General features: G+C 66.7%; 17 protein-coding genes and 1 pseudogene. 6 read left to right on the top strand and 12 right to left on the bottom strand.

The features are described 5' to 3' along the window. Nucleotides 1–152 precede the first annotated feature (152 nt). From AC5P7U_RS02950 to AC5P7U_RS02925, 6 genes are read right to left on the bottom strand one after another with little or no spacing between them, the layout of a single operon-like run. Entirely contained in the window at nucleotides 153–899 is a 747-nt protein-coding gene (locus tag AC5P7U_RS02950) for a hypothetical protein (RefSeq protein WP_006448363.1), read from the bottom strand. Then, nucleotides 899–1,525 carry a DUF3299 domain-containing protein gene (locus AC5P7U_RS02945; protein WP_164086381.1) on the bottom strand — a complete coding sequence of 209 codons (627 nt, stop codon included), beginning with the start codon at nucleotides 1,523–1,525 and terminating at the stop codon, nucleotides 899–901. The genes AC5P7U_RS02950 and AC5P7U_RS02945 overlap by 1 nt, the downstream gene beginning before the upstream one ends. Then, the gene (locus AC5P7U_RS02940) at nucleotides 1,515–2,075 is read right to left on the bottom strand and encodes a DUF3299 domain-containing protein (protein ID WP_495220776.1); all 561 of its coding nucleotides are present in this window, start codon (nucleotides 2,073–2,075) and stop codon (nucleotides 1,515–1,517) included. Before AC5P7U_RS02940 ends, AC5P7U_RS02945 begins: the two co-directional genes overlap by 11 nt. A gap of 2 nt (nucleotides 2,076–2,077) precedes the next feature. After that, nucleotides 2,078–3,331 (bottom strand): ABC transporter permease, encoded by a 1,254-nt coding sequence (locus AC5P7U_RS02935; protein WP_414555190.1) that lies wholly within the window; start codon nucleotides 3,329–3,331, stop codon nucleotides 2,078–2,080. After that, entirely contained in the window at nucleotides 3,324–4,019 is a 696-nt protein-coding gene (locus AC5P7U_RS02930) for an ATP-binding cassette domain-containing protein (RefSeq protein ID WP_197563216.1), read from the bottom strand. The genes AC5P7U_RS02935 and AC5P7U_RS02930 overlap by 8 nt, the downstream gene beginning before the upstream one ends. Beyond that, entirely contained in the window at nucleotides 4,016–4,549 is a 534-nt protein-coding gene (locus AC5P7U_RS02925; protein ID WP_197563218.1) for a ZrgA family zinc uptake protein, read from the bottom strand. Before AC5P7U_RS02925 ends, AC5P7U_RS02930 begins: the two co-directional genes overlap by 4 nt. A gap of 32 nt (nucleotides 4,550–4,581) precedes the next feature. Here AC5P7U_RS02925 and AC5P7U_RS02920 point away from each other — a divergent pair. Then, a pseudogene (locus AC5P7U_RS02920) lies at nucleotides 4,582–5,055 on the top strand (MerC domain-containing protein); the annotation flags it as partial. Nucleotides 5,056–5,119: 64 nt separating this feature from the next. Here the strand turns inward: AC5P7U_RS02920 and AC5P7U_RS02915 are convergent. Continuing rightward, nucleotides 5,120–7,252 (bottom strand): TonB-dependent receptor, encoded by a 2,133-nt coding sequence (locus tag AC5P7U_RS02915; protein WP_495220774.1) that lies wholly within the window; start codon nucleotides 7,250–7,252, stop codon nucleotides 5,120–5,122. Between the two features lie 188 nt (nucleotides 7,253–7,440). On the opposite strand from AC5P7U_RS02915, the gene AC5P7U_RS02910 reads away from it, so the two are divergent. Further along, the gene (locus AC5P7U_RS02910; protein ID WP_414555189.1) at nucleotides 7,441–8,289 is read left to right on the top strand and encodes a helix-turn-helix transcriptional regulator; all 849 of its coding nucleotides are present in this window, start codon (nucleotides 7,441–7,443) and stop codon (nucleotides 8,287–8,289) included. Nucleotides 8,290–8,354: 65 nt separating this feature from the next. Here the strand turns inward: AC5P7U_RS02910 and AC5P7U_RS02905 are convergent, their stop codons facing one another. From AC5P7U_RS02905 to AC5P7U_RS02890, 4 genes are all read right to left on the bottom strand, one after another. Then, nucleotides 8,355–9,248, bottom strand: a complete 894-nt coding sequence (locus AC5P7U_RS02905) for a LysR family transcriptional regulator (RefSeq protein ID WP_414555188.1) — start codon at nucleotides 9,246–9,248, stop codon at nucleotides 8,355–8,357. A gap of 371 nt (nucleotides 9,249–9,619) precedes the next feature. Beyond that, a complete protein-coding gene (locus AC5P7U_RS02900; RefSeq protein WP_197564074.1) occupies nucleotides 9,620–12,691 on the bottom strand; it encodes an efflux RND transporter permease subunit in 3,072 nt (1,023 codons plus the stop codon). Beyond that, nucleotides 12,688–13,860: an efflux RND transporter periplasmic adaptor subunit gene (locus tag AC5P7U_RS02895; protein WP_197564075.1), complete on the bottom strand. Its 1,173-nt coding sequence runs from the start codon at nucleotides 13,858–13,860 to the stop codon at nucleotides 12,688–12,690. The genes AC5P7U_RS02900 and AC5P7U_RS02895 overlap by 4 nt, the downstream gene beginning before the upstream one ends. Beyond that, a complete protein-coding gene (locus AC5P7U_RS02890; RefSeq protein WP_197564076.1) occupies nucleotides 13,857–15,104 on the bottom strand; it encodes a TolC family protein in 1,248 nt (415 codons plus the stop codon). The genes AC5P7U_RS02895 and AC5P7U_RS02890 overlap by 4 nt, the downstream gene beginning before the upstream one ends. A gap of 62 nt (nucleotides 15,105–15,166) precedes the next feature. On the opposite strand from AC5P7U_RS02890, the gene AC5P7U_RS02885 reads away from it, so the two are divergent. The 4 genes from AC5P7U_RS02885 to AC5P7U_RS02870 all read left to right on the top strand — a co-directional run bounded on the left by AC5P7U_RS02885 (nucleotide 15,167) and on the right by AC5P7U_RS02870 (nucleotide 19,465). Then, the gene (locus AC5P7U_RS02885; RefSeq protein ID WP_197564077.1) at nucleotides 15,167–15,841 is read left to right on the top strand and encodes a response regulator; all 675 of its coding nucleotides are present in this window, start codon (nucleotides 15,167–15,169) and stop codon (nucleotides 15,839–15,841) included. Further along, nucleotides 15,834–17,216 carry a sensor histidine kinase gene (locus tag AC5P7U_RS02880; protein ID WP_197564078.1) on the top strand — a complete coding sequence of 461 codons (1,383 nt, stop codon included), beginning with the start codon at nucleotides 15,834–15,836 and terminating at the stop codon, nucleotides 17,214–17,216. The genes AC5P7U_RS02885 and AC5P7U_RS02880 overlap by 8 nt, the downstream gene beginning before the upstream one ends. A 250-nt stretch (nucleotides 17,217–17,466) precedes the next feature. Continuing rightward, entirely contained in the window at nucleotides 17,467–18,429 is a 963-nt protein-coding gene (locus tag AC5P7U_RS02875) for a formylglycine-generating enzyme family protein (RefSeq protein ID WP_414555886.1), read from the top strand. 64 nt (nucleotides 18,430–18,493) lie between these two features. Continuing rightward, nucleotides 18,494–19,465, top strand: coding sequence for a formylglycine-generating enzyme family protein (locus AC5P7U_RS02870; RefSeq protein WP_495220773.1), 972 nt, complete (start codon nucleotides 18,494–18,496; stop codon nucleotides 19,463–19,465). A gap of 58 nt (nucleotides 19,466–19,523) precedes the next feature. Here the strand turns inward: AC5P7U_RS02870 and AC5P7U_RS02865 are convergent, their stop codons facing one another. Continuing rightward, nucleotides 19,524–22,613, bottom strand: a complete 3,090-nt coding sequence (locus AC5P7U_RS02865; RefSeq protein ID WP_197564080.1) for a DNA repair protein — start codon at nucleotides 22,611–22,613, stop codon at nucleotides 19,524–19,526.

The raw sequence follows: 22,613 nt of genomic DNA, 5'->3' as shown, positions 1-22,613 counted from the left end.
GGGGAAAACCTGATGGGGTGAAGTACCGTCATAACTATACCGGATATCCTGTATAGTTATGACGGTCGGAATCGATCGATTCAGCTTCTGTAGAGGCTAACCTGCTCGATCGGACACCCCAGCCAGGCATGGCCTGCTCTACGGCTAAACCCTCACCGGCAGTCTTCCGGCAATGCGGCCATCGCAGACACCACGGCCGCCTGCATGCCCTGCCCGACGGCCATGTCCAGCTCGCCGCCGATGCCGCCGTGCTGGCGGCGCAGTTCGTCCTCGCACAGGCCGCGCACCCGTGCACGTGCGTTGGCGCGCAGGCTGCTGCAGCGCCAGTCGGTGCCGCCCAGCGGCAGCACCGAATACACCACGCTGTTGCAGGCATTGCCCGCACGCTGCTGCAACGACAGGCCAGCGAAGTCACGCGGTTCACTGCTGCGCTGCGGATCGAAATAGCTGTCGGGGAAGGTGCGTGCGTACTGTTCGATGTCCACCTCCATGCTGCGGCCCGCCGCCAGCGGCATCTGCAACGGCTGGCCACAGCGCAGGGCATCGGCGCGATGCTGGATGTACTGGTAGATCGGCCGGTCGAGCGTGGGATCCTGCTGGGTCACCGCGCTGACCGCCGCCAGCACCGGCAACGATGCGCGATTGGCCATGCGCGCCAGCAGCCCCGCCTGTGCCGGCTGGCAGCGATCACGCAGCGTGGCCGCCAACAGGAACAGCACGTCGTTGCGAAAGGCCGGTTCTTCGATCATGCGCTGTTCGATGCGCTGGCGCGCGTCCGCCGCGGGCGCCGGGAACGCGATCGCCGGTGGCTCGGAGACCGCGGCACGCCGCTGCCACCACACGGCCGACACCACGCCGCTCACCAGCACGCCCGCAACGATGAGCCAGCGCGCACGCATCAGTTATGGATCGCGGTCAGCGTTGCCGCTGCGGCGTCGTAGGATGCGCTGGCAATATCCGCATCGAAGCGCTTCACCTGCAGGCGGCCAGCAAGCCGGTACGGGTCCCACAGGTCGCCCAGCGCGATCGGCGTGGCCAGGGTCACATGGATGATCTGGTTCGGCGGCGGTGGTGGCACATGAATGCACGCACCGTAGAACGGCACGAACAGCAGTTCATCGACCAGCCCGGCATCGTTGGTGCCCAACGGCACCACGTAGCCGTCCAGATCCACGGCGCGGCCATCGGCGGCATCGACCACCTGCGACGAGCCGAACTGCCTGGCGCGGTCGGGGCTGGAATGGTCGATCTCCTGCCCCGGCGGTGTGCCGGAACCGGTGTCGTCGATCAAACCGCCCACGCCGTCCATGCCATTGCGTGACAGGCCGATCTGCGGCGGCGGCCGCTGATAGGTCACCTCATCGGGCCGCAGCGCGTCCCAACGGTTGATGGGGGCATCGGCCACCGTTGGCTGCGCGGAATGCGTGGTCTGCGCGGTGCTGACAGGTGCGGCGTTCGGCACCGGCTGCGTACAGCCAGCCAGGCACAGGCAGCCCACCAGCATGGCGACGTGCTCACGGTTCATAGGGCCTCAGGTGCGCATCGCGCATGGTGTAGGCAGAGCCGGCCAGGTCGTCGTCCAGCCGCTCCGCGCGCAGGGTGCCGGCCAGGAAGAACGGCGAATACATGTCCGGCATGTCGATCGGGCGTGGCAGCACCACGTGCACGATCTGGTTGGGCGGTGGCGGCGGCACGTGGATGCAGGCGCCGTAGTACGGCACGAACAGGAACTCGGTCAGGCGCCCGTCCTGCGCGTTGGCCAGCGGCACCACGTAGCCCGGCAGGCGCACCGGTCGTTCTAGTACCGCGTCCACGGTGCGGAAGGTGCCGAACTGCGGCATGCGCCGGTTGCGGTTGTGTTCGACCTCGGGGCCCTCGCCCCGCTCCAGCGCGGCCAGCTCATCACCAGGCATCATCTGCAGCCAGTCCAGCTCCTGTTCTTCAGCCGTGCCCGCAGTCACGGCGCCACTGCCATCTACCACCGGCGACGGCGGCAGCGCCTGTACGCCGGTATCCACCGGCCGCTCGCAGGCGGCCAGGAGCAGCAGGATCGGCAGCATCCACAATCCACGCATGCTCAGCCTCCCGGCGACAGGCCATCGGCCAGCGTGCGCCGATAGGCCAGCAGCGCCGGCACCAGTCCGGCCACCGCACTGATCACCAGCACGCCTGCGGCCCATGCCAGCTCGCGAGCGTCTGGCCAGACATGGGTGATCGACAGCCCGAAGCTGGCCAGCGCCCACGCGCGGCCCGCCAGGCTGGCCACGGCCAGCACCGCCAGCGCGAGCACACAGGCCAACGCGCTGGTCGCCACCGCTTCAACCACCAGCAGGGCGGCGATGTAGCCCGGCCGCGCACCGATCGCACGCAGCACGGCCATCTCACGCCGGCGTTCCTGCAGGGTCGAAACCAGCAGCGCCACCAGCGACACCATGCCCAGCAGCACCACCATCGCGCTGATCAGCTGCAGGGCACGTTCGGCCGTGCCCAGCGACTGCCACAACTGCTGCAGGGTCACGCCCGGCAGGATCGCCAGCATGGCCTCGTCGGGGTACTCGTTGATCCTGCGCTGCAGCGCGAACGTGGCAATGCGCGAGTTCAGGCCGAGCATGAACGCCGTGATGCTGGTCGGGGTCAGATCCAGATGGCGCGCCTGCTCGGCGCTGACCCTCTGGCTGCGCAGCTGCACACCCGAGCGCCAGTCCACATGGATCGCCTCGATGGCCGGCAGCGAGACCAGGACCGATGAATCCACCGGCGTGCCGGTGCGCTGCAGGATGCCGGCCACGCGGAACGGCTTGTCGGCATGGGTGGCCAGCGTAACCGCGCCGGTGCCGTGGGCCAGCACGATCTCATCGCCGAGGCCGACCCGCTGCGCAGCGGCCACTTCGGCCCCGATCACCGCATCGTACAGATCGTCGAACGGCCGCCCCTGCGCGAACGCCAGCAGGTGGCCGGCGCCGTAACGGTAGTGTTCGAAGTAACCGCCACTGGTGCCGACCACCCGGTAGCCGCGCCAGGAGTCACCCAGTGACAGCGGCACCGCCCACTTCACCTGCGGCAGCGCCGACAGCTCCTGGTAGGACTGCCAGGACACGTTGTTGGTCGGGTCACCGATATGGAACACCGAATACAGCAGCAGGTTCACCGGCCCCGAACGCGCACCGACGATCAGGTCGGTACCCGACACCGTGCTGGCGAAGCCCTCGTGCGCCTGTGCGCGCACGCGTTCAACGCCCAGCAACAGCACCACGCTGAGGGTGATCACCAGTACGGTCAGGCCAACGCTCAACGCGCGGCTGCGCAGGCTGGCCCAGGCAAGCTCAAGCATGGGCGCCACCTGCGTGGTTGATCTCCGCCAGGGCAATCGTGCGGTCGAACAGCGGCTGCAGGCCATCATCATGGCTGACCACCACCACGGTGGTGCCGGCCGCCTGGCATTGTGCGGACATCAACTGCAGGAAGGCCGTGGCGGCATCCCGGTCCAGCGCCGAGGTCGGTTCATCGGCCAGCAGCACCGCCGGCCGGCCGATCAGCGCTCGTGCGGCCGCCACGCGCTGCTGCTGGCCGACACTCAGGGTGCCCGCGCGCCGTTGCATCAGCGCCGGGTCCATTTGCAGGGCGCCCAGCAGGCGCGCGATCTCGGCGTCCAGCGGCCCGCTGATGCGCTCGCTGCGCAGGCGCGAGAAGCGCAGGCCCAATGCAACGTTGTCGCGCACACTGAGGAACGGCAGCAGGTTGAACTGCTGGAAGATCACGCCCAGGTGGTCGGCGCGGAAACGGTCGCGCCGGGCGCCGCGCATGGCCTGCAACGCCTGCCCGGCCACCTCGACGCAGCCCTTGCCGGGCAGCAGCACCCCGGCCAGCAGTCCCAGCAGCGTGCTCTTGCCGCCGCCACTGATCCCGCGCAGCAGCACGCTGCTGCCCTGCTCGATCCACAGCTGCGGAATGTCCAGCACCAGGCGCAGGCCATAGCCGAACTGCACCTCATCCAGCCTGATCAGCGCAGCGCTGCTCACGGCGCCAGTACCACGCGCAGCTGGGTGGCGGTCAGCACGCTGCGGTCCTGGCCATGTTCGGTTGCGGAGTTGACGATGACTTCGTGCAGGCCCGGGAACACGGCTGGCAGGCGCATTACCAGGGCGCGCAACGCCGCTGGATTGGCACAGCGGTACTGCAGATTGGCACTGAAGCCGGCGTGACGGTGTTGTCCGGCCGCCGGTGCCGCGGCGGTTGCATCGAAGCCCTCGGCGCTGGCATCGCTGCGGGCCAGCCGGCAATGCGCCGCCGTCGGCAGCGTTACCCAGCTGCCGCTCTTCAGCACCGCGGTGGCGCGTGCCAGCGATGCCCGTTCAGCGGTGTTGGCCGGCGGTCGTTCGAAATCGAGGATGCCGATACCCGGCGCCTGCAGGGCCAGTTCCAGCACGCCCTGATCGAGCGCGAGATCAACAGTGGCCTGGCCGTGCACGTGCGCACCGAGCTGGCGGACGTCGTGGGCCTGCGCGGCGCTGGCAGCCAGCAGCAGGAAAAAAGCAGCGGGAAGCTTCATGGGGGAGACTCCAATTGTTACTCTGTAACATTATGGACCATAACCCCTCGATGCCCGCAAGGGCCGTGGCCCAGCCGCCAGCTTCGGCACGCTGGCATCCCCGCCTCGATCTGGCCGGTGCCTGGCTGTCGCTGGCCTGCGCCGCCCATTGCGTCGCCCTGCCATTGCTGCTGGCGTTCGTGCCGGCCGCGATGATGGCGCTGCGCTCGTTCCAGCACCCCGGCCATGGCGCGATGACGCTGCTGCTGATGATGTCGCGCTGGGAGTGGCTGTTCGCGCTGGTGGCCTCGGCGTTGGCGCTGGCCAGCACCACGGCGGGGCTGCGCCGACATGGCCGCCGGTGGCCGCTGCGGTTGGCCTGCGTGGGCGCCGGCCTGCTGCTGTCGGCGTCGCTGTACCTGCCGCTGAAGGAATCATTGCTGTGGCACGGCGTGGCAACGGCCTGCGGTGGCGTGCTGCTGGCATATGCGCATATTGGCAACCGGCGAGCACTGCACCAGCACCGGTACCGTTCCGAAGATGCCGGCCAGCGGCCGGCACTACCCGTCGTGGATAGCGCCGGCCGCCACCTCAGAAGCGATAACCCACTTCCGCGCCGACGATGCGCGGGCTGTCGACCGGGCCGTAGTAGTTGCCGTCGCGGCCGAACGCCAGGTTGTCGAATATCAGGCCGTTGATGCGGCGCTTGTTGGCAAGGTTCTGTACGAACACGCGTGTGCTCCACGGCCCGCGCTCATAGCCCAGCTGCGCGCCCAGCACCGCGACGGCCGGCTGGAACGCGCGGTTGCGCTCGTCCAGCGCACTGGACCCGGTGAACTGCGATTCCAGCCGGGCATACAGGCCGGACTGGAACTGGTAGCGCGCCGCCAGATAGCCGGTGTAATGCGGGGTCAGCTTGACCCGTTTGCCGGCCAGGTTGTGGTCGGCGCTGACCCACAGCCTGGTGTACTTCGCATCGACATAGCCCACGTTGGCCATCAGGGTGAAGCCGGGCGTCACCTCGAACACGCCTTCAAGTTCGGCGCCGCGCGAACGGATCGACGCATCCGAGCCCACGTAGTCCGACGAGATCGGGCGGCCGTTGGCATCGGTGGCCACCTGGATCTCCTGCCAGTTGTCCGAGGTGATGTAGAACAGCGCACCGCCGATGTGGCCACGGCCGCCGGCCAGGTTCATCTTGAAGCCCAGCTCATGGCTCCACATGCGCTCGGACTCATAGCGCAGCACCTTGTCGTTGACTACATCGCTCTGCGCTGCGGCCAGATTGAAGCCGCCCGGAATATAGCCCTTGGCCGAGGCCGCATAGAACGACAGGTCGTCGGTGGCGTCGTAGCGCAGCGACACCCGCGGCAGCGTGGCCGAGAAGGTATGCGCCAGCGCGGCATCGCGGTACAGCACGCGGCCACCGGCGCCCAGGTCCAGCGCACCGGCACGCTGCTCGGTGGAACGCCGCGCCTGCTCATGGCGCAGGCCCGCACTTGCGGTCAGCTGCGGAAGCGACGGGAAGGTGTAGCTGGCGGTGGCGAACACACTGTAGTCCTCCCCCTTCGAGGTCTGCCGCGGCGCCAGGTTGTAGCTGTCCAGCCCACGCAGCGCAGGACCGACGAACGTACCCAGGATCGAATCCTTGCTGTTGCGGTAGGTGGACACACCGGCCATCCAGGTCAGCGCCTGGTCACTGGGCGAACTGAAGCGCGCCTCGGCCGTCCATTCGTTCTTCCGGTCGTAGATGCGGCCTGCCAGTGCCGCGCTCTGGGTCATGTCGAAGTCGTAGCCGGCCGAGGTCACTTCCTCGTTCCGCCAGGAGGCGGCCACGTCCAGCGTGCCGGCCTGCAGCTGCCATTGCGCACTCAGGCCCGCCACCGACTCATCTTTCGCGGTGCGCTTGGGCGCGTCATTGATGTAGGTGAAATCACCAGCACGGCGGCCACCGTTGAGCGAGGTGCCATAGGTGCGGTTGTACAGGCCGGTATCCAGCGGCAGGTACTCGTACTCGAACATGCCCGGCGCGCGGGTGCGCAGATGGTAGGCCAGTGCATTCACCGAAACGTAGTCGCTCGGCCGCCAGCGCAGCTTGCCCTGCAGGTAGCCCTCGCCCACCTTGCCGCGCGCACCGGAGGGCGTTAGGTTCTTCAGGTAGGCATCCTCGTCCGAGCCCATGAACGCCACCGAGCCGGACAGACTGCCATCGCGGCTCAACGGGCCGGCCAGGAAGCCATCCAGCGCCGTGCCGTTGCCATTGCCGAACCAGGTACTGCGCACATTGAGTTCGCCTTCGCGCGCATCGGCTGGACCGCGCGTGCGCACCAGCACCAGGCCGGACTCGCTGTTGGCGCCATACAGCGTCCCCTGCGGCCCGCGCAGCACCTCCACCGACTCGACCTGGTTGAGCACGGCATTGCTCAGTTCACGAAACGGAATGCCATCGATATAGACCGACGCACGGTTGACCAGGAACGGATTGGACTCGATGCCGCGGATCGAGATGAACATGTTGCTCAGCTGGCCCATCGCATTGAACTTCACGTTCGGGGCGAGCTTGTCGAGGTCACGGAACTCGGTGACACCTGCCTCCTTCAGCGCCTGCCGATCAAGCACGGTGACCGACAGGTCACTCTTCAGGTACGGGGTATCGCGCTTGGAGCCGGTGACACGGACACCGTCAAGCGTGGCCGGGTCGGCCTGCTGGGCAAGCACGGGCATGGCGGGAATGAGCAGGGATGCCGCAACAAGGGCGGCAGCAGGCGTGGACGACTTCAACGGACGGACCTCAACGGATGGAAAGGCGGACGCGCGGGCGGCGGCAGCGCGGGTCAAGAGTGTTATCCTGTAACATTCGCGCCATCCCGCCACTCCATTCGCGGCAGCGCCGCTCCATTTCCGGATCCGTGATGCCCGCCCTCGCCGACCAGCTACTGCGCGAAACCGGCCCCCAGCCTGCGGCCGCCCACGTCAGCCCGGACGGGGCGGTGGTCCTGCTGCGCCACCGCTTCGATGCTGCCGAAGGCGAAATGGGGCATCCGCAGCAACTGCGCCTGGGCATGGCCATGGCCGGCGGGGGGTGGCTGCAGCAGCGCACACTCAATGGCGTGCTGCAGGCACCGTGGCGACCGGGCCAGTTCAACCTGGTCCTGCCTGGCGACAGCGGCACCTACGCCAGCCCCGCTGTGGACGTGCTCGGCATTGCCATCGACACCCGCGCGTACCCGCACCACGCGCTGGCGCTGCAGCAGCTGCAGCCGCTGGCGGCGCGGCTTCACCAGGATCCGGTGGTGGCCTCGGTGCTGCAGGCGCTGTGGTGCAGCGCGCAGGCCGGTGCGTGCCTGCCCGGTTTTCTCGAACACGGCGCCCAGGTGCTGCTGCATCGCCTGGGCCAGCTTGCCGGCCAACGGCGCGAGGTGGGCGGCACCGCCACGCCGCTGTCGGCACAACGGCTGCTGCAGTTGAAGCACTACATCGATGCACAGCAGGGCCAGCCGCTGGGCGTCAGCCAGTTGGCTGCCGCCGTGCAGATGCAGCCGTCCAGCTTCAGCCGCGCCCTGCGCGCCGCTACCGGTCTGCCACCGTATGCGTTCCTGACCCGGCATCGTATGCAATGGGCCCGCGCGGCATTGGCACAGGGCCGCACCGTCACCGACGTCGCCCTGGCCAGCGGATACGCCAACCCCAGCAAGTTCAGCGCGGCCTTCCGCCGTGTGCTTGGCTGTTCGCCCTCGGCCTGGATCGCGCAGGCGCGGTAGTGCCGGCCGCTGGCCGGCTTCTGCATTGCATTGACCAGTCCCGGGTTGCCGGCCAGCGGCCGGCACTACCCTGCCCGCTCGAACAGCGCCGCCACCCAGTCGATGAACACCCGCAACCGCGGCGAGGGCGTGCGGTTGCGCGGGTAGACCAGGTTCAGCGGGCTCGGCGTTGGCGGCATCTGCGGCAGCAGTTCGACCAGCTCGCCCCGCGCAATGTACGGATCCATGCGGTAACGCGGTGCCTGGATGATGCCCAGCCCAGCCAGCGCAGCGCCGAGGAACGCATCCGCACCGGACACCAGCACCCGCGCCGGCAACGACACGTAGCGCACCTGTCCGTCCTGCTGGAACTCCAAAGGAATCAGCTGGCCGGTGGCGCTGGAACGATAGCCGATCATTTCGTGGCCGTCCTTCAGGGAGTCGATTCCCTCGGGCAAGCCCCGGGCCTGCACGTAGTCCGGCGAAGCCACGGTAACCTCACGCAGCAGCGTCAGCCGTCGCGCCGCCAGGTCGCTGTCGGCCAGCGTGCCGACCCGGATCGCCGCATCCACGCCTTCGCGCAGCAGGTCGACATAACGGTCTCCCTCACTGACGTCCAGCTCGATGTCCGGGTAGCGCTGCAGGAAGTCCGGCAGGTGCGGAAACAGCAGATGCCGGCCCAGCGTGCCATGCACCTCGATGCGCAGCGGGCCACGCGGTGGCACGTCACGGAACGCGGCCTCGGCGTCGTCCATGTCGGCGATCAGGCGCAGGCAGCGACCGTAGAAGGCCTCACCCTCCAGGGTCGGTACCACCAGCCGCGTGGTCCGGTTCAACAGGCGCACCCCCAAGCGCTGTTCCAGCGCCTTGATCGCGTCGGTCACCGTGGCCCGTGGCAGGCCAAGGTCCTCGGAGGCGCGGGTGAAACTGCGGCGCTCGACGATACGGACGAAGGCGCGCATGGCCGTAAAGCGGTCCATTGTTCGGCTGTCCGGATGGTGTTGGTTGATTATGCACGATTGTCCGCCGTGGGCAGGTGCTGTATGCCAACCAAGGTTGGCATCTACCAGATCACGGCACGCTGTTCGTCGCCCGCTGGGTGGCCGCCTTGGCGCATGCCAGCCAAGGTTGGCATCTACCAGAGCACGGCACGCTGTTCGTCGCCCGCTGGGTGGCCGCCTTGGCGCATGCCAACCAAGGTTGGCATCTACCAGATCACGGCACGCTGTTCGTCGCCCGCTGGGTGGCCGCCTTGGCGCATGCCAACCAAGGTTGGCATCTACCGGGGCACGGCACACCGGTAGTCGCCCACCTTGGTGGGCGTTCCGCGCGTGCCGACCAAGGTGGGCATCTACCGCGCCTCGCGGCGGCGGTGCACCCAGTAGTACAGCGTGGGCAGCACCAGCAGGGTCAGCAGCATCGCCGACAGCAGGCCGCCGATCACAACCACCGCCAGCGGCTTCTGGGTCTCGGCACCGATCGCGTGCGAGGTCGCCATCGGCAGCAGGCCGAACATCGCCAGCAGCGCAGTCATCAGCACCGTGCGCAGGCGCTGCAGCGAACCCTGCACCACCGACTGCAGCAGGTCCATGCCCTGTTCGCGCAGCTGGGCGAAGCGACTGAGCATCACCACCCCGTTCAACACGGCTTGCCCGAACAATGCAATGAAGCCGATCGCCGCCGACACCGACAACGGAATGCCGGTCAGCCACAGCGCCAGGATGCCGCCGATCATCGCCAGTGGCACGTTGGCCAGGATCAGCGCCGCACTGCTGATGTCCTTGAAGGCATCGAACAGCAGCACGAAGATCAGCAGCACCGACAGCGGAATCACCCAGCCCAGCCGCTTCATCGCGCGCTGCTGGTTCTCGAACTCGCCGGACCACTCCAGCCGGTAGCCCTCCGGCAGCTGCACGCTGGCGTCCACGCGCTTGCGCATGTCGGCCACCACGCTGCCCATGTCACGCCCGGCGATGAAGATGCTGACCGCTTTCACCCGTTGCGCGTTCTCGCGCGAGATGTTGATCGCGCCGCTGGCCATGCGGAACTCGGCCACTTCGGACAGCGTCACCGCGTGGCCGTCACCGATCCCCACCGGCACCGTGCGCAGCCGCTGCAGGTCGCGGTCTGCGTCGTCCAGCCGCAGCGTGATCGGGAACCTGCGGTCACCCTCCCACAGTTCGCCGACCTGGCGCCCGCCCAGTGCGGTCTCGATCACTTCGTCGATGTCGCGCACGTTCAGGCCATAACGCGCGGCCCGGTCACGATCGATCTCGATCTGCAGTTGCGGCAACGCGCCGTCGCGGTCGATGAAGGCACTTTCCACGCCGTCCACGCCGCGCACCTGGCCGAGGATCGCCTGGGCCTGCCGGTTCAGCACGTCGAGGTCCGAGCCGCTGACCTTGATCACCACCTGCCCCTTGATCTGCGAAATGCTCTCCAGGATGTTGTCGCGCACCGGCTGCGAGATCGAGAATTCCGGCCCCGGTATGCGCTGCTCCAGCGTTCGCTGCAGGTCGCTCACCAGCTGCCGCTTGTCCACGCCCTTCGGCCATTCCTTCTCCGGCTTCAATGCCACCAGCGCCTCGATCTGGTTGGCGCCCTTGGCATCGGAACCATCTTCCGGGCGGCCCAGCTTGGCCACCACCGTCGATACCTGCGGGAACGTGCCGACCAGTTCGCGGATGCGCCGCGACTGCTGCTGCGCCTCGGCCAGGCTGGTGCTGGGGTCGAGCGTGGCGGTCAACCAGATCGAACCCTCGTCCAATTCGGGCAGGAACTCCGAGCCCAGCCGGGTACCCAACGCCAGCGTGCCGACCAGCAACGCCACCGCGGTCAGCACCACCACCCGCGGGCGGGCCAGCGCACGCTCCAGCACCGGCTTGTACCAGCCGGTCAGGCGGTCCATCAGCGGATTGCCGTCGCGCATGCGGTCGCGCCGCAGCCACCAGTAGCAGAACAGCGGCACCACGGTCAGCGCCAGGATCAACGCACCGATCAACGCCGAGGTCACCGAATAGGCCATCGGCGCGAACATGCGGCCTTCCTGGCGCTGCAGGGTGAAGATCGGGATATGCGCGGCGATGATGATCATCATCGAGAAGAACGTCGGCCGGCCCACTTCCGATGCCGCTGAAAGGATGGTCGAGAAGCGCGTCTTCCTGTCTGCCGTGGGGGGCAGCTTCGACAGCCGCGAGACGATGTGCTCGGTGACGATCACCGCACCGTCGATGATGATGCCGAAGTCCATCGCCCCCAACGACAGCAGGTTGGCCGGCACGCCCCACAGGTGCAGGCCGAGGAAGGTCGACAGCAGGGCCAGCGGCATCATCGCCGCCACGATCAGCGCCGCGCGGGCGTTGTACAGGAACAGCCACAGCACCAGGAACACCAGCACGGCGCCTTCCAGCAGGTTGCGGAACACCGTCTTCAGCGTGGTCGAAACCAGCCAGGAGCGGTCGTAGAACGGCTCGATGCTGACCCCGGCCGGCAACTGGTTCGCCTCGATCTCGGCGATGCGCGCATGCAAGGCGTCGAGCACGTCGGACGGATTCTCGCCCTTGCGCATCAGCACCATGCCGAACACCGCATCGTCGTTGTCATCCTGCCCGACCAGGCCCTGCCGCGGCAGCCCGGTGTCGGCGATGCTGGCCAGGTCACGTACCAGGATCGGCGTACCGCCGCGCTGCCCGACCACCACGTTGCCGATGTCGGCTGGCGAACGCATCAGGCCCACGCCGCGGATCAGGAACTGCTGCTGGCCACGCTCCACGTAACCGCCGCCGGCATTCGAACTGCCCTTCTCCAGCGCTTCGGCGAACTCACCGAGGCTGATACCGCGGTCGCGCAGCTTGTCCAGGTCCGGCTTGACCTGGAATGTGCGCGCGAAGCCACCGAAGCTGATCACATCGGCCACGCCCGGAACGGTGCGCAGGCTGCGCTCCATCGTCCATTCCTGCACCGTGCGCAGCTGGGTCGAGGTCAGGTGCGGGCCCTTCAATACGTAGCGGTAGATCTCGCCTACCGCCGAACTCATCGCCTCCAGTTCCGGCGTCACCCCTTCCGGCAGCTCCACGCCCTGCAGGCGTTCCAGCACCTGCTGGCGCGCGAAATAGTCATCGGCCTTGTCATCGAAGGTCAGGATGATCATCGACAGGCCGAACTGGGTATGCGAGAACACCCGCACCGAATGCGGAATGCCGGACAGCGCCACCTCCAGTGGCATCGTCACCTCGCGCTCCACCTCTTCGGCGGCGCGGCCCGGGTGCAGCGAGACCACCGTCACCTGGGTGTCGGACACGTCCGGGAAGGCTTCCACCGGCAGCACGCGGAACGCGGCGATGCCCGCGCCGATGAACAGCAGCAGCGCCAGCATCACCATCAGTGGCTGGCGCAGGCAATAGGCAATCAGGCGATCGATCATGGGGCGGCGTGCCCCGTGCCGCTGCTGGCCGCCGTCGGCGCACTGTCGACCAGCTGCTGCAGCAGCAGGCCACCTTCGACCACCACCCTGCTGCCTGCCGCCAGGCCCTCACGCACCCACAGGCGGCCATCGCCCAGTTCTTCGGCATGCACGGCGTGGCGTACGAAGCGGCCCTTGCCCTCCTCCACGAACACCACCTGCGTGCCGTTGATCAACAGCACCGCCGCATCCGGCAGCGAGACGCCGCCTTCGGCCGGCAATGCCACCTGTGCGCGCACATACTGCCCGGCCTTGAATGCGCGGGTGCGGTTGTCCAGCTCGGCGCGGGCCTGTACCACGCGACGCTCGCTGTCGACGAAGTCGTCCACATGCTGCAGCGTGGCCTGCAGGGGTTTGCCATCGGCGCCGGGCACGCTCACCGGCATGCCGGCCTTCAATCGCCCGGCCAGGCTTTCGGGAATGTCCAGCAGCAGCCACAGGCGATCCGGATCGCCGATCACCGCCAGCGGCTGTTCGCTGTCGGGGCTGACCGACATGCCCGGGCTCATCCGCCGTTCCACCAGTACGCCCTCGATGGGCGCGCGCAGCGGCAGGCGCTGGTCGACGTGCTGGCCGTTGCCATAGGCCTTGGCGAAGGCGGTTGCGCGCGCATGATCGGCCTGGCTGCCGGCAAAGTTGGCCTCGGCCTCGTCCAGTTCGCGCCCGGACGCCACGCCAGCGGCGTGCAGCTCGCGGGTGCGCTCCAGCTCTTTGCGTGCCTGCTGCAGTTCGGCGCGGCCACGCGCGCCCTCGGCCTGGGCCTGGCCGAACTCCGGCGAAGTGATCCAGGCGATGATCTGGCCCGCCTTTACCTGCTGGCCAGGCTGCGCCTCGATGCGCGCGACCTGCCCCGGCAGCGGCGTGCGCAATGCGCTGGAGCGGGTCTCATCCCAGACCACACGGCCCGGCAGCTGCAGGCTGGCACTGGCACCGGCGGTCACCGCCTCGCTGCGCAGCACGTCCAGCTGGCGGCTATCGGCCGGAAACTGGATCTGGCCAGCACTGACCTGCGGCGCATCTTCGGCATACGACGCCGGCTCGCGGCCACAGCCACTGAGCAGGGCCAGTGCCAGCAACGCCGGCAGCAGCGCAGGGCGCGCGCGCGGGCGATGGGCGACGGTGGACTTCATCGGGACTCTCCTTCGGTAACGGATGTGGCGGCTTCCCAGCGCGCCAAGGCAATGGCATGGTCGGCACGCGCCTCGATCAGCGCGGCCTCGAAGTCGCGCCAGCTGCGGCGCGCATCCAGCAGGTCGGTCAGGCTGGCGGCACCACGGCGGTAGGCCAGCTCGATGCCCTGCACCGCCTTGCGCGCGGCATCGGACTGCAGCCCTTCGTAATCGGCGCGACGCTGCGCGGCGGACTGTGCGCTGGCCTGCAGCTGGTCCAGCTCGGCGCGCGCTTCGCGCTGCAGCACCTGCAGTTCCAGTGCGGCACTGTCCCGATCTGCTTCGGCGCGCTGAATGGCACCGCGTGCGCGCGACGGTCCACCCAGCGGAATCGTCAACGACACCCCCCAGGTGACACCGCTGATGTCGGTCGGCTCACGTTCGGCCTCCACGCCCAGCTGGATGTCGCGGTGGCGCTCGCTGCGGGCCAGCGCCACACCGGCATCGGCGGCGGCCAGGCGCGACTGTGCGGCACGCAGATCGGCACGCTGCTGCGGGTCGAACGCGCGCGTGGCGGCCACATTGCGGGTGTCGGGCCACGGGTCGTCGGCACTGAGGTTGCTGCTGTCATCGCTGCCGAGCAGCAGCCCCAGCGCGTGCCGGGCGTCGCGCAGATCCAGCGCCGCCTCCCGCGCGGCATCGGCCACGGCAAGATCGTCCACCGCCAACCGCGCACGATCGACCGGCGCCATCGCCCCGGTTGCGACCTGCTTGTCCGCCGCCGCCATCTGTTCGTTCGAACTCTGGCGGTTGGCCTCGGCAATCTGCGCCTGCTCCTGCGCGCTCTTCAGGCCGAAATAGGCCTCGTGCAGCGCCACCTGCTGGCGGCGTCGGGTATCGAGCATTTCCAGCCCGGCCACCTGCAGCAACGCGTCCGCCTGGCGGATGCGCAGCGCTCGCTTGCCACCACGCTCCCAGGTCCAGCCCAGGCCCAGCGTGCTGTCTACCCGCTTGTCCTGCCAGCGGCCGGGGCCGATGCCATGCTTGGGGCTGATCTTGCTGCTGCCGATCGACAGCTCGGCCGCGGGCCGCAGGGCGGCGGTCTGCGCATCACCCTGCACGCCGCGCAGCTCCAGTGCCGCCGCACGCAGGTCCGGGTTGTGCGCCTCCATGGCGCGCTGCGCGTCCGCCAGGGACAGCGCCGAAGCTGCGGGCGCGCACACGAGGGCGGCCAGCACAGCCGCAAGTCGAAGGGAGAAATTCATGCGCGTCACGGTAAGGTGACGCACTTGCGCCAAACTTGCCCCAACCTTGCACGAAACTTGCAATGCGAATCCTGCTGATCGAAGACGATGCCGCCCTGGCCGATGGACTGATCCGCGCCCTGCAGGGCGCCGGGCACCTGTGCGACCACCTTTCGCGCGGGTTGCATGCGCCGGCCGCGCTGGCCAGCGCGCCGTATGACGTGATGGTGCTCGACCTGTCGCTGCCCGATGTCGATGGCCTCGACCTGCTGTCGCGGTTGCGCAACGACGGCGTCACCCTGCCGGTACTGATCCTGACCGCGCGCGATGGCGTCGACGACCGCATTCTGGGGCTGGACCGCGGCGGTGATGATTACCTTGCCAAGCCTTTCGCACTGGGCGAACTGGAAGCGCGGCTGCGTGCGCTGTCACGCCGCCGCAGCGATGCACCGGCACAGAAGCGGCTGGGCCGGTTGTGCTTCGACAGCATCCGCAACGAGGCGCAGGTCGATGGCCAGCGCATCGAACTGACCGCGCGCGAGCTGGCGCTGGTCGAGGCGCTGATGCAGCACCCAGGCCGTACTGTCACCAAGCAGCGCCTGTTCGATGCGCTGTACAGCTGGGACCACGAGGCCAACCTGTCGGTGATTGAAGTGCATGTCAGCCGCCTGCGCCGCAAGCTGGAACAGGCGCATGCTGGCGTTGGCATCCGCATGCTGCGCGGCCTCGGCTACCGGCTGGAGGCCGGCGGTGACTGAGCGCGTGCACAGCCTGCGTGGCCTGCTGCTGCGGCGCCTGTGGTTGCCGCTGCTGGTGCTGATGCTGTGCAGCGCGGTGGGTTCGTTCGCACTGGCGCGCTTCTACGCCGGCCAGGTCTACGACCGCTGGCTGCTGGACTCGGCGATGTCGCTGTCCGAACTGGTGGAGGTGCAGGATGGGCGGGCCTCGATCGAGATCACCCCAGCGGTGTCGCGCATGTTCACCTGGGACACCACCGATGAAGTGCATGGCGAAGTGGTCGATGCCGGGGGCGGACGCCTGTACGGTGACCTGCCCGAAGCCTTGCCCCGCCCTGCCGTTGCCGCCGCACGCGATGACGACGCCGTCTACTACGACGCACGACTGCGCGGACAACCGGTGCGCATGGTCGAAGTGGCGGTCAGCGCCGGGCCCGGTCACGACATCCGCTTGCGGGTTGCCGAAACGCTGCGCAAGCGCCATCGGCTTGAACGCAAGCTGCTGATGACCAGCATCCCGTTCCAGGCCGCGATCCTGGCGCTGGCGGCGTGGCTGGCGTGGTCGGGTACCGGCGCCGCCGCGCGCCACGCCAACCAGGTGGCACGCTGCTTGGCCAGCCCTCGCCCGGACCCGCTGGCGCCGCTGGACCCTGCGCAGGAGGCGCCGCGCGAACTGTGGCCGGCGGTAGAGGCCTATAACGCGCTGCTGCAGCGCCTGGACGCGATGCAGGCCGCACAACGGCGCTTCGTCAGCAATGCCGCGCATCAGCTGCGCACGCCATTGGCGGCGATGCAGGTGGAGCTGGAGAGTTCATTGCGCCAGCATGATCCGCAGGCGCAGCAGCTGGCGTTGTCCGGCACGCTGGGCGGACTGGCGCGGCTGCAGCACCTGGTCAACCAGCTGCTGATGCTCAGCCGTTCCGAAGATCCACAGGGCAGCGCGTTGCCGCTGCAGCCGGTGGACCTGGCGGTGCTGGCGCGCGGTGTGGTGGAGCGTTACGCGGACAGGGCATTGGCCGCAGGCGTAGACCTGGGTTACGACGGGCCCGACGAGGGCGTGTCGATCCAGGGTGATCCGCAACTGCTGCGCGAAGCGCTTGGCAATCTGCTGGACAATGCCCTGCGCTATGGCAGCACGCGCGGGGTGATCACGCTCGGCCTGCAGCAGGACGCCGAAGGTGTGCAGGTGTGGGTGGACGACGACGGCGCCGGCATCGCCGAGGCCGAGCGCGGGCGTGTCACGGAACGCTTCTACCGGGCCAGCAGCGAGGGCGACGGCTGCGGTCTGGGGCTGGCGATCGTGGCAGAGATCGCACAGCGGCATGGTGCGGCATTGGTGATCGATACCGCCCCGATCGGCGGCGCGCGGGTCGGATTGCGGTTTCGCTCCCGGTAGATGCCCACCTTGGTGGGCATCCGCTGCGACCGTAGCGGGACATATCGGTGGACGCCAATCTTGGTTGGCGCTGCCCATCGGCAGCCCTTGATTACGAAGCGACCAGCCGTGCCCGGCTGCACCTGGCGCGATGCCTGAGCCGTGGAGCCGCCACGCGCCTTGCGGCAGCATTGCTACGCTGATTCAGTCCATCCAGAACTGATCGGTGCTTCTCATGCCGCCTCTTCGACCCGTCCTTCTGAAATCCCTTGTGCCAACAGCACTTCTGCTGACGGCGTGCCAAGGTTCGACCGTCAAAACGCCCCAAAAGCACTTACCTGAGCTCACAGCGCGCATCGAAGCACTGTCGCAAAAGACCAAGAAAGACCTTGTGGAGGTGGAAGGCGGCACCTTCATCATGGGTGATTTCGGCCCCATCGATCCGCGCGCGAAGATGCCTTACAGCGGTGAGCGCGACGACGACGTACTGCGTGAGGTAACGCTGAGCAGCTACGCGATCGGTGCGAAGAAGATCACCTACGCCGACTTCGATGTCTACACCGACGCGACTGGCCAGCCCCGAACGGCGCAGTACCCGTTCGACCTAGAGTACAGAGACATACCGGACGACCTACCGGTAGGTGTGAGCTGGGAGGCCGCGCAGCAGTACTGCGGATGGGTAGGAAAACTGATCGGGCGGAAGATGGAGCTGCCGACAGAGGCGCAGTGGGAATACGCGGCGCGTAACCGGGGCCGGTTCGTGATCTGGCCCACCGATGATGGCAGCGTCGACGACGGAAGGAATGTTGGCGACTACAAGACGCTCCGAGCGTATGCCTCCAAGCATGGCTACACGGTCGGTCCAACTCCTCTTGGTCAGTACCCGCCCACCCCACTGGGTCTGTATGACATGATCGACCATGGGTATGAGTGGGTCTTTGACTGGTATCGGGATCCTTATGACATCTCCGACACACAAGACCCCCGCGGACCAGTGCATGGCGATGAAAAAGTCCAGCGAAGCAGCGGCAATCAGGGTGGAGACTCTCTTTTCATCGTATCGATGACATTCACTCGATTCAAACGCCATCCAAATCCGGGTCCAGATCCACTTCTGGACGACGATGCGAAGTATCTCTTCGACCCTAACAGCCTGAACAGGTTCCGATGCGCCGCCACTGCATCTCTGCGTCCTATGGAAAGTGCCGCCTCACACTCCTTGACCCCGTCATAAGTGCCTCCCCATATCTGGCATTGCTACGCTAATTCAGTCCATCCAGAACTGATCGGTGCTTTCCATGCCGCCTATTCCACCCGTCCTTCTGAAATCCCTTGTGCCAACAGCACTTCTGCTGACGGCGTGCCAAGGCTCGACCGTCAAAGCGCCCCAGAAGCACTCTCCTGAGCTCACAGCGCGCATCGAAGCGCTGTCGCAAAAGACCAAAAAAGACCTGGTGGAGGTGGAAGGCGGCACCTTCATCATGGGTGATTTCGGCCCCATCGATCCGCGCGCGAAGATGCCTTACAGCGGTGAGCGCGACGACGACGTACTGCGTGAGGTAACGCTGAGCAGCTACGCACTCGGCGCCAAAAAGATCACCTACGCCGACTTCGACGTATATACCGATGCAACGGGCCAGCCCCGGACAGCGCAGTACCCGAAGGATCTGAAGTACAGGAACCTGCCAGACGACCTCCCGGTCGGCGTGAGCTGGGAGTCGGCGCATCAGTACTGTGGATGGGTTGGCGGGCTTATCGGGCGCAAGATGGAGCTGCCGACGGAGGCGCAATGGGAATACGCGGCGCGCAACCGAGGGCAGCTCGTGATCTGGCCCACCGATGATGGGAGCGTCGACGATGGAAGGAATGTCGGGGATTACAGAACCATCACGCACTATGCTTCCCAGCGTGGCTATATGTCTGGCCCTACTCCGCTTGGACAATATCCGCCCACCCCGTTGGGCCTGTACGACATGATTGATCATGGATTTGAGTGGATGCTTGATTGGTATAGCAATACTTACGACATTTCAGACACGCAAGATCCACGCGGACCTGCACATGGCAAGGAGAAGGTCCAACGAAGCCACAGCAATCGAGGAGGGGACTCGCTCTTCATCGTGTCGATGACGTTTACCCGGTTCAAGGACATTCCAGACCCTTCTCCAGACCCGCTTCTCTCGGAAGAAGGAAGGCGACTGTTCAATCCGAACAGCTCAAACAGGTTCCGTTGCGCAGCCGCCGGCCCTGCCAGTTCAAAGGACAGCTGACGCGGCCCAGCAACGGGCCTGCACCGCTATTCATTTCTGGGGTCGTGACGCCTGCAAACTAGGATGCGTTTGCAGGCGAACCACTGTGACCAAGTATCGCAACAGCCCGTTGTTCCTGCCCACGCGAGCGCAGGTAGTCGCCATCAATGCTTGCAAATGTAGGCGCGTCCCTGCCGTCAAGCGCCAGGAGCGCATCGAGGTCCATCCGCTGCAACTGCACTACCTCATACCCCTTTGGAAAGCTACCCAGCAGTCTTCTGCGATGGGCAATGAACTGCTCGACGTAGCTGCTCCCCAGCCGATCTGATGGCACATCACCTTCCACATTGATTGGATCAATTACTTTTCCTCTAAGGTCACCTGACAGCGAGTTCCCATAGTCAAGAAATTTAATTACATCGCCTTCAAGCTTGCCCAGTGACTCACCGCTAATCTCGCCGTCGGCAGTCATGTACTGAAACATCGCCAGCCATTCACTGACAAGGCTGACGCCCCTTATCACGCGGATTACAGCCTTCTTGTGATCAGGAAGGTAGTGCAGCTGAGGATCAAAAATCCCCTCGAATTCAGCTGGACTATTCATATGCGTTATCCAGTTGTGGCGAGTGATGGTGTAGAGGATCATTCCACGAGTCACAGGTGTTGCGTACAAGAGCCATGCACTATTGAGATCTGAATTTCCCGTAGCGGAGTTGATTCTTCGAACCAGTTCAATTCGATTCCGCGCAATCTGCGCTTTGCCAATCTGATCTTCTACAGCCTTGAGCGCGCGGTCGATGTTCTGGGCGAGGAACCTTTCTACAGATCCTCCGGCGGACACCTCGAGGAAGGCGATCTGGGAGAAGTACTTCAGCGCATCTCGCGCAAAGAACATCAGCTCCCTGAACCCCGCATGCGCCAACTGGTAATACACCCACTTGGCAAACTCCAGCATTCCTTCCACGCCTACCACGAAATCCAGCGCCCCTCTGCAGCCGATGCCCAAACACAGCCGCGCACTGACCTTGATCCGGAAACGCCCGTCCGCGTAATACACATACAGCTGCGCCTTGGCCCCCGCCCCAGCAGAAGCGGCCGTATCCAAGCTCAGCTTCGCAAGCGTTACCGGTGTTCCCTGCTGGGGCGGCAGCCATTGCAATTCACCCGCAGGCGTCAAGCCCGCCTCAACACCCACAAACGCCTCGGCATTCACCCGCATGCCATTCAGGCTCTCCGGCGGCTTCTCGCCCACCGCGGCCATCACCACGCGTCTCGACGGCCGGCCGTCCTCGCCCGGCGGATCGCCCATGTCAGCCCGCGGCATGCCGCGCACGATATCGAAGCTGGGCACGAAGCTGTCATCACGATCACGCGGCTGCGCGTCAACCTTGGCAGCACCACGATCAATGCTCACGCCGGCAGCGCCCATCAGCGCCCGCTTCATTCCGGCAAAGCCATGGAGCTCCAGCGACATCTGGAACACGATCGCGCCCAGGTCGATATCGCCGTAGCGCTGCATCCACCCGGTACGCGAGGGAATCGACCACGTATGCACGGCCTTCGCTTCGAACAGCGCCAGCTTGTAATGTGCACCCGCATCGACCTTGGCGCTGGCCTTGCGGTGCAGTGGGTCCCACTCGGCCTGGGCACTGGCCCCGGCACCCGCCACAAACCGCAGCCACTGCGCGGAGGTCTCCACCGAGTAGGTCTCCGACGCGCGCACCAGCTCGGAGAACTGGTTCCCACCCAGCTCGATAAGGTCGAACTGGATGTTCGGCGCCTTGACGCTCCGGCCAATCTGGGCCTTGATCGTCATCAGCGACTGCATGAATTTTCGTGAATCAAAGTTCTGAAAGGCCGGCCCCTTCTGCCGGGCCGCGCTACCCACGGACATCGCGCTGTCGCCCGCCCGTGTCGACATGCCCACATCCACGTGGGTAGGCACGCCCATCACCCGGCGCCCCTTGAACTCGTCGTACTTGAACCGCGGCAGGTAATTGCGGCGAAGGCCCACCTCCTGCTGTGGCTGGCCGTCGCTTTTGCGGCTGTAGCTTTCAAAGGTGATCACTTCAACCAGGTCTGTCTTTCGGGCGAAGTTCCCGTTGAGCATGGCCGCTGCACGGTCCTCGGCCATGCCGAGGTTCTTCTCGGCCTGGGCCACCGCTTCCAGGCTGCGGCCGGCCAGCGCCTCCTCCAGTTGCCAGCGGGCGCGCGGCACGGCTGAGAGGCTGCCTTCAATGGATCGCGCAACCTCGCGGAACTCCTCCCAGACCTCGGGGGTCAGCAGCAGGAGTTCTTCGTCGGCCACGTTCAGCAGCGCCGGTGCACTGATCTTCCCGGCCAGCTCCAGCGTGGCGCCTTCGCCGGGGCCGCTCACCACCGCATGCATCTTCACCGGCACCACCGGCACCAGGCGCGGTTGCCCGACGACCCGTGGCTCGGACAGCGCACTGCGCAGTTCGCTGCGGCTGCCCGGCAGGGTGAACACCAGCCGCAGATCCTGTTCGCAGAACAGGCGCGGGGTCATTCCCTGCCTATCCGTTACGCCACGGACCGGCCGCCCGTGCACGTCGAGGGCGACCACCTCAGTTCCATCGCGGTCGCGGCGGTAGCCCACAAAGCCGGCCTCCGCCACCGGTGTTGGCGGGCTCTGCCGCTGCAACTGCAGCTGGTGGAACGGTCGCAACCGCAGCCGCCGCACCTGCAATGCAGGCCGCAGCGAAGCTTCGGCCCGTGGATCTTCGCTCCAGGGGCCCAGCTGCGCGGGCTCATGGCAGTCCGGGTGCAGCAGCGGATCGGTCCACTCGCCGCTGGCGTCATCGCGGACCTGCAGCTGGTATCGATGTTCACTGTGCGGCAGGCGGGCGCCCTGCCCGGCCCCGGCAGCTGCGTCCGGCACGTTGCGCCGCGGCCAGGGCAGCTTCAGGCCGGCCGGCCCGGCGCCGAGGTTCGGCCAGCCTCTGCGCCAGTCGGGAAGGACCGGTGGTGCCGGGGTCTGCACACGCTCCGGCAGCGTCACCAGATCGGTGTCGCCGAGCGTGTCGGTCGTGCCGGAGGCCACGACGGCGAAGCCATGCAGTACATCGCGGATACGATAGGTGACGTCCGCGCAGGGCACCACGTTGCCATGACCATCATGGCGGAACAGGGTGAACTTTCCAGAACTCAT

The organism is Stenotrophomonas sp. YJH_SMC_57 (assembly GCF_059369755.1).
Note: the sequence above shows the minus strand (reverse complement) of the source record. Positions and strands in the feature narration are given on the sequence as shown.